12 protein-coding genes are annotated in these 13,312 nt (G+C 69.6%); 3 read left to right on the plus strand and 9 right to left on the minus strand.

Annotated elements, in window-relative coordinates; all coding sequences use genetic code 11:
- Positions 1–14: 14 nt before the first annotated feature.
- The 4 genes from LTV02_RS24990 to LTV02_RS25005 all read right to left on the minus strand — a co-directional run bounded on the left by LTV02_RS24990 (position 15) and on the right by LTV02_RS25005 (position 4,217).
- Positions 15–2,663, minus strand: a complete 2,649-nt coding sequence (locus tag LTV02_RS24990; protein ID WP_233034222.1) for a molybdopterin-dependent oxidoreductase — start codon at positions 2,661–2,663, stop codon at positions 15–17.
- On the minus strand, positions 2,660–3,478 hold the full coding sequence (locus LTV02_RS24995) for an FAD binding domain-containing protein (RefSeq protein WP_233034224.1): 819 nt from the start codon (positions 3,476–3,478) through the stop codon (positions 2,660–2,662). Before LTV02_RS24995 ends, LTV02_RS24990 begins: the two co-directional genes overlap by 4 nt.
- A gap of 143 nt (positions 3,479–3,621) precedes the next feature.
- On the minus strand, positions 3,622–3,876 hold the full coding sequence (locus LTV02_RS25000; RefSeq protein WP_233034226.1) for a hypothetical protein: 255 nt from the start codon (positions 3,874–3,876) through the stop codon (positions 3,622–3,624).
- Positions 3,876–4,217 (minus strand): hypothetical protein, encoded by a 342-nt coding sequence (locus LTV02_RS25005; protein WP_157762431.1) that lies wholly within the window; start codon positions 4,215–4,217, stop codon positions 3,876–3,878. Before LTV02_RS25005 ends, LTV02_RS25000 begins: the two co-directional genes overlap by 1 nt.
- A gap of 224 nt (positions 4,218–4,441) precedes the next feature.
- On the opposite strand from LTV02_RS25005, the gene LTV02_RS25010 reads away from it, so the two are divergent.
- The gene (locus LTV02_RS25010) at positions 4,442–7,048 is read left to right on the plus strand and encodes a tetratricopeptide repeat protein (RefSeq protein WP_233034228.1); all 2,607 of its coding nucleotides are present in this window, start codon (positions 4,442–4,444) and stop codon (positions 7,046–7,048) included.
- Between the two features lies 1 nt (position 7,049).
- Here LTV02_RS25010 and LTV02_RS25015 read toward each other — a convergent pair whose 3' ends face one another.
- From LTV02_RS25015 to uraD, 3 genes are read right to left on the minus strand one after another with little or no spacing between them, the layout of a single operon-like run.
- Positions 7,050–8,402, minus strand: a complete 1,353-nt coding sequence (locus LTV02_RS25015) for an 8-oxoguanine deaminase (protein ID WP_233041700.1) — start codon at positions 8,400–8,402, stop codon at positions 7,050–7,052.
- 12 nt (positions 8,403–8,414) lie between these two features.
- Positions 8,415–8,735 carry a hydroxyisourate hydrolase gene (gene uraH / locus LTV02_RS25020; RefSeq protein WP_067716807.1) on the minus strand — a complete coding sequence of 107 codons (321 nt, stop codon included), beginning with the start codon at positions 8,733–8,735 and terminating at the stop codon, positions 8,415–8,417.
- Positions 8,732–9,235 carry a 2-oxo-4-hydroxy-4-carboxy-5-ureidoimidazoline decarboxylase gene (uraD, locus tag LTV02_RS25025; RefSeq protein ID WP_233034230.1) on the minus strand — a complete coding sequence of 168 codons (504 nt, stop codon included), beginning with the start codon at positions 9,233–9,235 and terminating at the stop codon, positions 8,732–8,734. Before uraD ends, uraH begins: the two co-directional genes overlap by 4 nt.
- A 140-nt stretch (positions 9,236–9,375) precedes the next feature.
- Here uraD and LTV02_RS25030 point away from each other — a divergent pair, with 140 nt between their 5' ends.
- Positions 9,376–10,254, plus strand: coding sequence for a nucleotidyltransferase family protein (locus LTV02_RS25030; RefSeq protein ID WP_233034231.1), 879 nt, complete (start codon positions 9,376–9,378; stop codon positions 10,252–10,254).
- A gap of 13 nt (positions 10,255–10,267) precedes the next feature.
- Complete coding sequence (locus LTV02_RS25035; RefSeq protein WP_233034232.1) at positions 10,268–11,293, plus strand: XdhC family protein; 1,026 nt, start codon at positions 10,268–10,270, stop codon at positions 11,291–11,293.
- 27 nt (positions 11,294–11,320) lie between these two features.
- Here the strand turns inward: LTV02_RS25035 and LTV02_RS25040 are convergent, their stop codons facing one another.
- Both LTV02_RS25040 and LTV02_RS25045 read right to left on the minus strand, forming a co-directional pair.
- A complete protein-coding gene (locus LTV02_RS25040; RefSeq protein WP_408639420.1) occupies positions 11,321–12,421 on the minus strand; it encodes an ABC transporter substrate-binding protein in 1,101 nt (366 codons plus the stop codon).
- An 84-nt stretch (positions 12,422–12,505) separates the two neighbouring features.
- Positions 12,506–13,312, minus strand: a complete 807-nt coding sequence (locus LTV02_RS25045) for an ABC transporter permease (protein WP_233034234.1) — start codon at positions 13,310–13,312, stop codon at positions 12,506–12,508.

A 13,312-nucleotide genomic window follows, 5' to 3' on the forward strand; every position in this document is an offset into this window, starting at 1 on the left:
TCATCACGGGCCGATCACGCAAATTCTTTTTCGGATACGGCGGAATCACGCAGGTCACGCCAGATTCGGTCGGCCGTCATCGGAAGCCGTTGCGGGCGAACGCCGGTGGCGTCGCGAATCGCATTCGCCAGCGCGGCTGCGACCGGGTTGTACGGGGATTCGCTCATGGATTTCGCGCCCAGCGGGCCGAGCGGATCGCTGGTCGCGGCGAAATAGACCTCGGTTTCGGGTAGGTCGGCGAATTGTGGAATGTGATAGTGGCGCAGGGTTTTCGTGGTGACTTCTCCCGATTCGACGCGGACTTCCTCGTAGAGCGCGCTGCCGATGGCCTGCGCCACGCCGCCCTCGACCTGCCCGCGGCACTGGGCGGGATTGAGCACCGTTCCGGCGTCGGCGGCCTGGACCGATTGCAGGATGCGGATGCGGCCGGTGGGCGGATGGACGGCGACGCGGAAGGCGTGCACGTTGAAGGCGACCGTGCGCGGGGTGCCGTCGTGGGTGGCGGTGGCGTGCGCGGGGCCGTCCGCCGCGAGTTGTTCGCGCAGGGCGAGGCAAGCCGCATGCGTGGCGCGGCCCGCGACGGTGATGCCGGTGGAGCCGAACGCGCCGGTGTCGTGGCCGGTCAGGTCGGTGTCCGCGTGCCGGACGCGGATCCGGTCCAGTTCGACGCCGAGCACGGCGGCGGCGATCTGCGCGTGCACGGTGGTGGTGCCATTGCCGAATTCGGCGGTGCCGACCCGGATTTCGTAGTTGCCGTCCGGCAGCCGGGCGGCGTGCGCGGTGGAGCGGTGCCCGCGCGGCGGCACGGTGGCGATCATGGCGGCGGCCATGCCCTCGCCGATCCGCCAGTCCGGGCCGGGCGCGGCGACGCCGTTGCCGCGGCGCAACGCCCGTTCGGCCAGGTCCAGGCATTGATCCAGGCCGTAACTGGTGATGGTCAGGTCCGGTTCGGGATGACAGAACCCGCCGACCAGATCGTCACCGGGCCGGACCACATTGCGGCGGCGGAACTCGAAGGGGTCCAGGCCGATTCGGCGGGCCAGTTCGTCCAGCGCGGATTCGATGCCGAACATGACCTGGCCGAGGCCGTACCCGCGGAAAGCCCCGGACGGCACATTGTTGGTGTAGACGGCGCGGCCGTCGACCCGCTTGTGCGCGCACCGGTACAGCGCCACCGATTCGCTCACGCCGTGGAAAAGCACTCCGGCACTGTGGTTTCCGTACGCGCCCGCATCGGACAGGACGTCCACGGCCAGGGCGGTCAGGCGGCCGTCGGCATCGGCTCCGGCGGTCACCTCCACCCGCATGGGGTGTCGCACCGTGGTGTGGAATTCATCGGATCTGGTCAGTTCGTACTGCACCGGTCTGCCGGTGCGCAGTACCGCGAGCGTCACCAGGTCCTCGGTGAACATCTCCTGTTTGCCGCCGAAGCCGCCGCCGACGCGGGCGGCGAACACCCGCACGCGATCGCGGTCCAGGCCGAAGACGCGGGCGATCTCGTCGCGGACCAGGAAGGGGACCTGGGTGCTGGTGCGCAGCACCAGGCGGCCGTCCGGATCCAGCCAGCCGATGCTCGCGTGCGTCTCCAGGTGCACGTGCTGCACGCGCTGGGTTTCCCACACCCCGTGCACGACTTCCGCCGCGGCGCGCAGTCCGGTGGTCACGTCGCCGGCGCGGCCGTGCACCTCGGCGACCAGATTGTGCCCGGTGCCGGCGATCCGCGCGCTCGCCGGCTTGTCCGCGTGCAGTTGCGGCGCGGTGTCCGCGATGGCCTCGGCGGGCGTGAAAACCGCTGGTAGCGGCTCGTATTCGACGCGCAGGGCGCGGCAGCCTGCGCGGGCGGCCGCGAGGGAATCGGCGACCACGGCCGCCACTCGCTGCCCGATGAAACGCACCACTCGATCGAGTACCACCGTGTCGTCCGGGTCGTCCTCGCGAATCTCGTGGCGGGCGGTGGAGAAGGTGACGTCGGGGGCGTCGGCGTAGGTGAGTACGGCGCGTACGCCCGGAATCGACTCGGCCGCAGCGGTATCGATGGAGATGATGCGTGCGTGGGCGTGCGGGCTGCGCAAGACCTCGAGGTGCAGCGGCGGTTCCGGGGGTAGGTTCCCGGGTGGCTGCTCGGACGGCCGGTCCGAGTCCAAGGCGGGCGCGTCCATGGTGAACGGCTCTGTGCCGGTGACGATTCGGGCGCCCGCGAGCGCACCCGGACCATCCCCGCATTCCCGCCGTTCCCCGCTGAGCGCTTCGCCGATGGCCCGGTAGCCGGTGCAGCGGCAGAGGTTTCCCTTCAGCGTTTCCGGCAAGGTGGCCGTGTCCAGTGCACCCTGGTTCTCGAGATCGGTTGCGGTGACCAGCATTCCGGCGGTACAGAACCCGCACTGGAACCCGGCGCGGCGCACGAACTCGCGTTGCAGCCGGCTGGGCGCGGCCGGTGTGCCCAGCCCGGTGACCGTGGTGACCGTGCGGCCCTCGGCACGATGGGCCGGATACACGCACGAGTGCACGGCCGCGCCGTCCACCAGCACGGTGCAGGCTCCGCAATCCCCCGCGTCACAGCCCTTCTTCGGCCCCGTGAACCCGTTCTCCCGCAGCAGGGTGCGCAGGCATTGCCCCGGGCGCGCACCGGTCTCGACGGGCTCGCCGTCGACCTGGAACTTCACGACCGGACTCCGTTCAGCTCGGCCACGACCGCCGCCGCGAGCAGACCGGTGACGTGCCGCCGCCAGTCCGGAGTACCGTGCGGATCGTCGTACCAGAGCGCGGCATCCAGCCCAGCCAAGGTTGCCGACAGTTCGCCATCGCCGGGCAGCGCCGGGAAGGACAACACCACCGGGCGCGTGGTGGCGGCGCTGAGGGTGAGCTGACAGCTGCCGTCCAGGTCGTGCCGCCCCATCACCACCGCGCCGGAGCGCCCCGTGGGACTCAACGCGATCTTGCGAAAGGCGGTGCGGGCCCGCAGGTTCGCCTCCGGCACCCGAATCGACCGCACCACTTCACCCTCGCTCAACGCCGTCTGTCCCGGCGCGATCACGAACCGGGACAATGGAATTCGCCGATCCCCGCCCGGACCCCAGACCAGTGCGGAGCCGCCGAGCGCCACCAGCGCCGCGAGCACCCCGCCGGCGGGCAGCGCCAGGCACACATTCCCGCCCACCGTGGCCGTGCGGCGGATCTTGTAGGAGGCGACCAATGCCGAGCACCCCTGCTCGAACAGCTGGGCTCCGGACCATCGCGCCGGATACGCACCACCCGCCAGCTCGGCGAGCGTGCAGGTAGCCGCGATTTCCAGCCCGGCGTCATCGATGGTGAGCGGCGCCCACCCCAGCCCCGTGATATCGACCAGGCGCTCCAGCCCGTCCTGCGGTTCCGAGTACAGCCAGGTCCCGCCCGCCAGCACCGCCGTACCCACCCCGACCGTGCCCAGGTCGGCCCGATCGCGGGCCACCACCACTTCGCGGATCGTATCCAGATCCATCCGTATCACCCGCTCTCACCCGCGTTCCGCACCTCCCGGGCCCGGCGGCGAAACCGCAGGCCCCCGAGAGATGGGATGTTTCCAGCCTAGGAGCGCGGGATTGCGCGGAGATTGCGGAAATCCCCGCCCCTGTTTCGAGCCCGTTACTCTTCCGAAGGAGTCAGCGGTGTCGGCGCCACCCCGCAGAACGGGTAGCACTCCCCGGCCACCCGGGTCTGCGAGACGCCGCGCTCCTCCGGCACCGCGGTGCGATCCCCGCCGCAACTGGTCACCACCACCAGCAGCACCAGCACCGCGAACCCCAGCACCGCAGCGAGCAGCCCGAAGAACCACGCCGCGCTGACCCGCCGATACGGCACCACGAACACGACCGGCCCGATATCGAAGAACTCGAACATCACCCGCTCGCTTCCCCGACGCCGGCCGCCTGCGGACTGTCCTCGCCGCCCGCGCACCGCAACGCCAGCAGACACATCACGTCCGTGAGCGGAATGCCCAGCACCCCCGCGTGCAGCACCGCCATCTCACTGTCGAATTCCCCACCCGCCCCGAACAATTCGAGCATGATCAGCTCCGCCAGCACCACCCCCGCCAGCGCCTGCTCCTGCGAGAACCGCATCCCGGTCGGCGCATACGACAACACCCACCGCCCCCGCCCCGGTTCCGGCACATCCACCCGAAACCCCGCCTCGCACGCTATGTCACTGGTTATCAACCATTCCGAGATCGTTATAGCCATCGATTCACCCCTTCGCGTCCCCCCGGAGCCCGTCCCCGCCGCGGGCTCCGGGTCGTGTCACTCCATTGAATCGATTTCCCGGCACCGGCTGAATCCCAGCGGCGAATGCGATACCTTGGCGTACCCAATGGTGCTTGACCTGCTGAAACATGCGCGGTACCAAGGAAATATTCACATCGGGGGGCGACCGATTGCGTGCGGCCGCCGGGTTCGGGAGGCGCAGCGTGGCAGCCAATGGGGATGCGGAGGTGCACGGGGCGGAGGTGCGTAAGGAGTTGCGGCGGATTCTGCTGGGGACGGGGTTGCGAGAGAACGAGGTGCTGGAGCCGCTGGCTGCGGAGTTGCGGGCGCGGGGGTGCCGGCCGCGGAAGGCGTGGCGGCTGGCGAACGAGCTGACGCAGCAGGAGGTGGCCGACGAGTTCAATCGGCTGACCGGGAAACCCAGTGCGCCAATGAAAGCCAGCCGGATATCGGAGTACGAGAGCTGGCCGGGGGTGCGGGGGGCGGCGCGGAATCGGCCGCGGCCGACGGTGGAGGTGCTGCGGTATCTGGCGACCATCTATCGCACCAGCTGGGATCAGCTGGTGGACACCGTCGATCTGGGGGCGATGCCGAACGGGGAGGTCCGGTCCTATCGGGATGCGGTGGCGGAGCGGTGCACGGCATCACCGCGCGGGCAGGTAATGCCCGCTGCCACTGTGGTTTTCGTCGGACGGCAGCGCGAGCTGGAGGTGCTGGGGCAGCGGGTGCGCGAGCAGTTGCGCACCAATCGGCCGGTGGTGCAGGTGGTCAACGGGCTGGCGGGCACCGGGAAGACGGCCTTGGCGCGGCGGCTGGTCGAGGAGTTCGCGCCCGCCTACCCGGACGGGTGGATCTGGGAGGACCTGCGCGGACACTCCGAAGGGCGGGCGCCGCGCACGCCGACCGAGGTGCTGGAGCAGTTGCTGCTGCGCCGGGGCGTGCATCCGGAGACCATCGATCCCGATCCGGGGCGGCGGGCGGAGCGCTGGCAGGAGGAGATGCGCGACAAGCGGATGCTGATCGTTTTCGACAATGTGCTGGAGAGCAAGCAGATTCGCGATCTGATCCCGAACGCGCCGGGGTGTTTCGTGCTCATCACCAGCCGCCGGAAGCTGACCGGCTTGACCGGTGCGGCGCCCCCACTGCAATTGGACGCCATGCCCCGCGCCGAAGCGGAGGAACTGCTGGTCACGCTCAGCCATCTGCCGCCGGACTACGACGTGGGGGCGGTGCGGCGGATTCTGGAGACGGCGGGCCGGCTGCCGCTGGCGCTGCGCTTGATCGCCGGTCAGCTGGCACACGGCGGCCCGGATATGCTCGCGGCCGCCGATCAGGACTTCCAGGAGCTGTCCGAGCGGTTGCGGCGGGCGTCCGCGGCGGAGGAATCACCGGCGGCCGATATCCTGGCGCGCTTCTCGGCCGAGGGCGAAACCCTGCGCGCCGCATTCGAATTGTCGTATCAGCGCCTGCCGGACGCGGACCTGCGCCGGGCGGTGCGGCTGCTGGGCTGGTTCCCCGGCTCGGAGATCAGCGCCGAAACCCTCGCGGCCATCGGCGATATGTCGGTGGCGAGCGCGAACGTGCTGATCCGGCGCATCTTCGAGGTCGGGCTGCTGGACCCGGCGGAGGCGGGGCCGCGCGGGCCGCGCTATCGCATCCACGATGTCACGCGGCTGTTCGCGCGCACCCAGGCGGCGCTGGAGGATCTGCCCGGTGATCATGCCGCCGCCATCGGCCGCCTGATTCGCTACAGCCTGCGCATCGCCGGAACGGTCGGCGCGCCAAGACCTTTCGATCTCGCGGGCACCTTCCCCAATCCGCCCGCCTCCGACGACGGCGCGCTGCGGCAGGCGAGGGCCTGGCTCACCCGGGAACGCGAGATGCTGCTCGGCTGTGTGCGCGCCGCCGGCTCCGGAGCCGAAACCGGGCGACTGGCAAGGCTTTTGGCCTCGCACCTGTCCGGGCTGGGGCATTGGTCGGACGCGCGCTGGCTGTTCGTGCGGGCGCTGGACATCTCGCGGGGCACCGGCGACCGGATCGAGCAGTGCGATGTGCTGTACGGGCTGGGCACGGTGCACCGGCTGGCCTGCGATTACGACATCGCGTCCCGGTGTTTCAAGGAGGCGCACGCCATCGCCTCGGAGACCGCGGACGCGCTGCGCACGGCCTCGGCGCTGTGGGGGTACGCCGAGGTGACCCGGCATATCGGCGACTATCCGCGCGCCCGCGACGCCTATGCCGATGTGCTCGCCATCGCCCGGCAGCTGGAGAATCCGAAATTCGAGGGTGACGCGCTGCGCGGGCTCGGGCATCTGGAACGCATGGGCCGCAATCCGGATACCGCGCGGATCTACTACGACGCCGCGCTGGATATCGCGATCGCCATCGGCGACAACTACAGTCGCGGCTGGTCGCTGTGGGGCATCGGCGACATTCACCGCAGCATGGGCGAATTCGGCACGGCGCGTGAGCAATTCGAGGAGGCACTGGAGATCGGCCAGCGCATCAAGGACAGCCTCCTGCAAGCGGACGCCTTGCGCGGCATGGGGCACATCGAGCGCGATCTGAAGGAACTGGATTCCGCGCAGGGCTTCTATTCGGAATCCCTCGACGTGGCCCGCCGCAATGGCGATCCGCACGGCGAAGCCGACGCCTGGCGCGCCCTGGCGCTGCTCGCCCTGCTGGTCGGCGTCCAGCATCGCGCCCGCGCCCGCGATTTCCTGTGCCGCGCGCTGGCGTTGTACGAGGCCATGGGGGTCAAGGTGGCCGAACGGGTGCGGGAAGAGTTGCGCGCGCTGGACGAGCGATAGTTCAGCCGGCCTTGGCGACCAGCGCGGCCTGCGCCCGCGCCACATCCCGGCCCGCAGCTACCTCGTCGATGGTCCGAATCTCCCCGTCCCGCACCACGATCCGGCCGTTCACCACCAGCGCCGCCAGCGGTGGCGCGGCGCCCAGAATCAAGGCGGTGATCGGATCCTCGATTCCCGCGTGGGCGGGCCCGTCCAGCCGCCACAACGCCAAATCAGCGAGTTTGCCCGGCTCCAGCGAACCGATCTCGGCTTCCCGCCCCAGCGTGCGCGCCCCGCCGATGGTCGCCAGCTCCAGCGCGGTCCGCACGGTCAGTGAACTCGGACCGCCGCGCTGCCGGGCGAAAAGCAGTGCGTTGCGCGGCTCTTCGATGAGAGAACTGGATTCATTGCTGGCCGCGCCGTCCACGCCCAGCCCCACCGGCACCCCCGCGGCCAGCAGATCCGCGGTGCGGGCGACGCCGCAGCCGATGCGGGCATTGGAGGTCGGGCAGTGCGCCACGCCGGTTCCCGTGCGCGCGAGGGTGGCGATGGCGTCGTCGTCGAGATGGATGCCGTGCGCGTACCAGACATCGGGGCCGACCCAGCCGAGCTTTTCCAGGTATGCGGCGGGCGTGCACCCGTGGGTGCGCAGACAGTAGTCGTGTTCGTCCAGGGTCTCGGCGGCATGGGTGTGCAACCGGACCCCCAGTTCACGCGCCAACGTGGCGGATTCCCGCAACAGTTCGGGCGATACCGAGAACGGCGAGCAGGGCGCCAGCCCGATCCGGAGCATGGAATCGAAAGACGGGTCGTGCCAGCGCGATACGGCGTCCTGGCTGGCGGCCAGAATGTCGTCCAGCGTCTCCACCACCGAATCCGGCGGCAGCCCACCGGCGCTCTGCCCCAGGTCCATGGATCCGCGGGTGGGGTGGAACCGCAGTCCGACCTGCGTCGCGGCCTCGATGGTGGCTCCCAGCAGATCGCCGGCGTCACGGGGGAACAGGTAGTGATGGTCGGTGGTCGTGGTGCATCCGGTACGAGCCAGGGAAGCGAGCGCACCGGTGGCCGCCACCCGGGTGGCGTCGGCGTCGATGCCCGCCCAGATCGGGTACAGCGTGGTCAGCCATTCGAAAAGCGTTGCGTCGGCGGCCAATCCACGCGTCACCCACTGATACAGGTGATGGTGCGTGTTCACCAGGCCGGGGGTCAGCAGGCAGCCGCTCCCGTCGATCCGGTTGCCGCCCTGGGCTTCCGGCGCCCGCCCCGGGCCCACGGCGGCGATCCGATTCCCCCGCACGACGACATGCCCGTCCCGATACTCGGTGCCCGCCGGATCCACCGTCGCCACCGCGCAGCCTTCGATCACCAGGGTCATGTCGTCCACGGGTCAGCTCCCTCGATAGGTGGAATACGCGAAGGGCGACAGCAACAGCGGGACGTGATAGTGCCGTTCCCCGCCCACCGTGAAGGCGATGCTCACCTCCGGATAGAAGGCGTCCACGCCCTGCGCCGCGAAATAGTCCCCGGTAGCGAAGACCAGCCGATACACCCCGGGCGGCAGTTCCGCGCCGAGCGCGCCGATCCGGCCGTCCGCGTCGGTCTTCCCACCGGCGAGTTCCGCCCCGCTCGCGTCGGACAGGCGCACCGTCACCCCGGCGGCCGGTGCGCCCCGGACCGCGTCCAGCACATGCGTGCTCAGCGAGCTCATGCCTGCCCGCCGATCAGGCGCCCCAGCCGAATCCGGTTGATCTTCGCCAATTCCGTTCGCACGATCCGCCTTTCCTCGGCCGGGTCGTTCCCGAGCCGCTCGGTGAGAATGGCGAGCAGCCGCTCCGGAGACAGCCCGGTGGCGCACACCAGATAGACGTGCCCGAACTTCGCCTCGTACTCCCGGTTCCCGGCCGCGATGGCCGCCCGTACCGCGTCGCCGGCGTCGGCCATCCCGGCCTGTTCCCGGGCCGAGTTCGCATTGTCCGGCCGATCGCCGATGCGCGGATGCCCGGCCATGGCCAGATCGATCTCCGCCTCGCTCACCCCGGCCAGCGCCGCGTCGGCGGCGGCGAACAAAGCCCCGGCCGAGCCGTACGGTCTTTTCGCCGCCACCGCCCGCGCCCATTCCGGCGACGCGCAGCATGCCAGCAACAACTCGATTGCCTCGGGTTCCGGCAGCGCGTCGAATCGCGCCGGCCCGATTCCGTTATCCGTCATCCCCTCCAGCATCGGCCAGGCCAACCGCCGCCGCCAGTCGGCCCGTCCGAGCGCGCCGCCGTGTCGCGTCCGGCTGTGAGTCCGCACAGCGCCCGCACGTTCAGGAAGCGAACTGATCGGTACGGAGTTACCCTGCCCGCATGACCCCCCTACGCTGCGACGGCATCGTGCTCGCGGCGGGTGCAGGCACCCGCTACGGCATGCCGAAAGTGCTGGCCGAAAACGGCGCGTGGGTGGAGTCGGCGGTCCGTGCCCTGCGCGACGGCGGCTGCGAGCGAGTGTTCGTGGTACTCGGCGCAACCGGCCCCGCACAACCGGAATCCGACGACCCGGCAGACCTCGACGCCGACCCGAACCACCCCTCGCGGTGGCTGGTGTCACGAACGCCCCGCATCGCACTGCCGGACGGCGCGCACCCGGTCTGGGCCGCCGACTGGGCAACCGGCCTCAGCGCTTCCATGCGCGCCGGCCTCGCCGCCGTCGCGAACGCCGACGCGGCGGCAACGGCAACCGACGCACCCAGCAGGGCGGCAACACCGACGACAACAGCCGTCAGCGGGCCGAACCAGTCGATTGCGACGCGGATTACCAAGGCGGGGAACACTGCACCGCGGAATACTGCCAGCGGGAATACCCCCACTGAAACTTCCGGGCCCGCAGGCTCCGCATTGCCCGATACGAGCGATTCCGCCGCGTCAACCGCGGCCACAGGTGGCGGCGTTGCGGAGTTCGTGGCGATCATGCCGGTGGATACGCCCGATGTGGGGGCCGATGTGGTCGCGCGGGTGATCGCGGCGGCGCGGGGGTCGGCGAGTGGGCTGGCGCGGGCGGTTTTCGGGGCGGTGCCGGGGCATCCGGTGGTGCTGGGGCGGGAGCATTGGGCGGGGGTTTCGGCTGCGGCTCAGGGAAATTCGGGGGCCGGTAGTTATTTGCGGGAACGAGCGGATATGGTGTGCGTCACGTGCGACGACCTTGCGACGGGGATGGATCAGGACTATCCACGCAGCGGCGCACGATGATCTGGAGCTGGTGATGCGGGAAATCGTCGACGACCTTTTGCGGATTTGGCACAGTGGGCGGACCGCCGGATTGGCCACGCTGGTGCGGACGCAGGGGGCGGCGCCGGTGCCGATCGGCGCGTCCATGGTGGTGGACGCCGACGGACGGGCCTTCGGATCGGTGTCCGCGGGCTGCGCCGAAGCGGCGGCCTACGAAGCGGCGGCGGAGGCGGCGCGGACCGGGCGGCGCGGATTGCAGCGGTTCGGCCCGGGCAGCGGGCTCGACGCGGGCATGGACTGCGGCGGCATGCTGGACGTGTTCGCGGAACCGTTCTCCCGGCGGCACTTTCCGGAATTCCCGAACGTAGCGGCGGATATCGCGGCGCAACGGCAGGTCACCGTGTTCACGGTGGTGTGGCATTCCGACCCGGAGGTGATCGGGCAGCATCTGGTGACCGATCGCAAACACGCCACCGAACTGGTGTCGCTGCCGGATTCGGATGTGTTCGTGGCCTCCTTCACCCGCCCGCCGCGCGTGATCCTGGTGGGCGCCAACGCTTTCGCCGCCGCGCTGTCCACCCAACTGCTGCTGCTCGGCTACCGGGTGACCATTGTCGACGCCCGCCCCACCTTCGCCAATCCCGACGCGTACCCGGGCTGCGAAGTGGTCGTCGACTGGCCGCACCGCTACCTGAACACCGTCGCCGCCCGCGGCGAAATCGGTTCCGACACTTCACTGGTGGTGCTCTCGCACGACGCCAAATTCGAGATACCGCTACTCACGGTCGCGCTCCGACTACCCGAGCTGGGTTACCTGGCCGCCTTCGGCTCGGGCTCAGCGCATACGCATCGACTGGAAGCCCTGCAGGCCGGCGGCTTCGACGCCGCCACCCTGGCCCGCCTGCACTCCCCCGCCGGTCTGGAGCTGGGCGCGCGCACGCCCGCCGAGACCGCGCTCGCCATCGCGGCGGAACTGGTGGCGGTGCGCAACGGCGCGACCGGGCACTCCGGTTCGGCCGGTACCGATCCCGGCCTGCGCCGCCCCACCCTCGTCCGCTGAACCGGACGAGAGCGACGACGACAAGTATTACGCCACAGGCTTTTTCAGCTCCGGATGCTCGGCGAACACCTCTTTGAGCACCGACAGGTCGAACAGCTGCTCGGCCTTGATATCGATCTTGGCCTTGGCCAGCGCGCGAATATTGCCGGTGATCAATTCGTCGGACATGGTGAACAGGCCGTTGTAGACCGTCTCCGGCGACGTCACCAGGCTGTTCTGCGCCGTCGCCTCCTTGGTCTGCTCCGCCAGATCCAGCCGCTGGTCCTTGCCGTACACCTCGACGGCCAGCCGCGCCGACTCGGCCGGATTCGCCACCGCGTCCCGCCAGCCCTTGATCTCGGCCACCAGGAACGCCTTCAGCTTGTCCCGCTCGTTGTCGATGGTCTGCTGGCTCACCGTCAGCGTCTCCGCCACCAGGGGCAGCCCGTAATCGGCGAACAGGAAATTGGTATTGGCGAATCCCTTGGCGCTCAACGTGATCGGCTCGTTGGTCACATAGCTGACCCACCCGTCCACCTCACCGTTGGCCAGCGGCGTCGGATCGTACTGCGCGGGCACGATGGTGACGTCGTTCGGCGTCATATTGTTGGCGGTGAGCAGGGCGTTGAAGATGAGCTGATTGGTGTCCTGCACCCCGATCTTGCGGCCCTTCATATCCTGCGGCGTGGCGATCGGCTTGGCCGCCGAACTCACGATGCAGAACGGATTCTTCTGATACGTGGTGCCGACGATCTTGGCCTTCAACCCTTCCAGCAGCGCCGGCGCGGTGGTCTGCGGCGCGGACAGCCCGGCCCAGATCTTGCCGGTGCCGAGCCCCGCCTCCACCGAGGTGCTGGCCGCGCCGCCGGCGATCAGGTTCACCGACCCGAATCCGGCTTCCTTGTAATAGCCCTTGGCGTCGGCGAAGTATTCGCCCGCGAATTCGATGTTCTTGAGCCAGGACAGCTGGACGGCCACCGTCCCGTATTTGGAACCGTCCTGGGTGGTGCCATTGTTCGATCCGGTGGAGTCCTTGCCGCAGGCGGCGAGCACCCCGGCCCCGCCGACCACCGCGCCGGTGAGCCCGGCGTAGCGGAGGAAGGATCGGCGATCCATGGAAAACTGCGTGGCCGGGCGCGGCCGGGACATACGACTCATGGGCCGAATCTAGGAGGTTTGGGTTTCAGATATTTTGCTTTCGCGGACCCATTTGTGTGCGGCACGTTAACTCGTTCACCGGTCGCGGCCGCGTTCGGGCGCGAAGCGGGCCAGAATCAGGTTCTCCAGCACGCCGACCACCGCGTAGGCGAATACCGACACCACGGTGACCAGTGCGATCGACGCCCACAATCGGTTGTATTGGAAAGTCGGAATGGCGCGAATGAGTCCCGCCCCCAATCCGGTTCCGCTGCCCAGCCATTCGCCGAGCAGCGCACCGATCAGCGCGCCGGGCACCGACACGCGGGCGGCCGCGAACACCGACGGCAGCGCGGCGGGTACCGCCACCATGCGCAGCGCCGTCCAGCGCGAACCGCCGTAGGCCGCGACCAGTTCCATGGCCTGCCGGGGCGCGGTCTGCAAACCGGTCATGATCATGACCAGCGCCGGGAAGAACACCACGATGGCCGCCATCACCGCCACCCCGAGCGTGCCGCGGCCGAACACCAGCACGATGATCGGCGTCAGCACCACCAGCGGCACCGAGCGCAGCAGCGTGGCCACCGGCATGAAGGCCGCCGAGAGCGCGGGTACGCCGACGAACAGCGCGGCCACCACCAGCGCCCCGCCCATACCGGCCGCGAAGCCGACGGTGGCGTCGCGCAGGGTGATTCGCATTTCCTCGAAGATGACCCGGCGGGCGCCGTCGGCGTTCGGCCCGGTCACCAGGTAGGTCCAGACCTCGCCGGGCGTCTTGCCGACCAGGCCGACCTGCGGGTACAGCTGCAGGAAGCCGTACCAGAGCGCGACCAGCAGGATGAGTGAAACCACCAGCGGCAGCAGGAATTTGCCGATGGGTCGTAGTACGTCGAGCGTTCGCAT

The sequence above is a fragment of the Nocardia yamanashiensis genome, assembly GCF_021183565.1.
In the GTDB taxonomy this organism is placed as follows: domain Bacteria; phylum Actinomycetota; class Actinomycetes; order Mycobacteriales; family Mycobacteriaceae; genus Nocardia; species Nocardia yamanashiensis.

Coding starts and splice junctions, on each gene's coding strand:
- LTV02_RS24995 (WP_233034224.1), bottom strand. CDS start 3,478: ATGGATCTGGATACGATCCGCGAAGTGGTGGTGGCCCGCGATCGGGCC.
- LTV02_RS25000 (WP_233034226.1), bottom strand. CDS start 3,876: ATGTTCGAGTTCTTCGATATCGGGCCGGTCGTGTTCGTGGTGCCGTAT.
- LTV02_RS25005 (WP_157762431.1), bottom strand. CDS start 4,217: ATGGCTATAACGATCTCGGAATGGTTGATAACCAGTGACATAGCGTGC.
- LTV02_RS25015 (WP_233041700.1), bottom strand. CDS start 8,402: ATGACCCTGGTGATCGAAGGCTGCGCGGTGGCGACGGTGGATCCGGCG.
- uraH (WP_067716807.1), bottom strand. CDS start 8,735: ATGAGCTCGCTGAGCACGCATGTGCTGGACGCGGTCCGGGGCGCACCG.
- uraD (WP_233034230.1), bottom strand. CDS start 9,235: ATGACGGATAACGGAATCGGGCCGGCGCGATTCGACGCGCTGCCGGAA.
- LTV02_RS25030 (WP_233034231.1), top strand. CDS start 9,376: ATGACCCCCCTACGCTGCGACGGCATCGTGCTCGCGGCGGGTGCAGGC.
- LTV02_RS25035 (WP_233034232.1), top strand. CDS start 10,268: ATGCGGGAAATCGTCGACGACCTTTTGCGGATTTGGCACAGTGGGCGG.
- LTV02_RS25040 (WP_408639420.1), bottom strand. CDS start 12,421: ATGTCCCGGCCGCGCCCGGCCACGCAGTTTTCCATGGATCGCCGATCC.
- LTV02_RS25045 (WP_233034234.1), bottom strand. CDS start 13,312: ATGCGAACGCTCGACGTACTACGACCCATCGGCAAATTCCTGCTGCCG.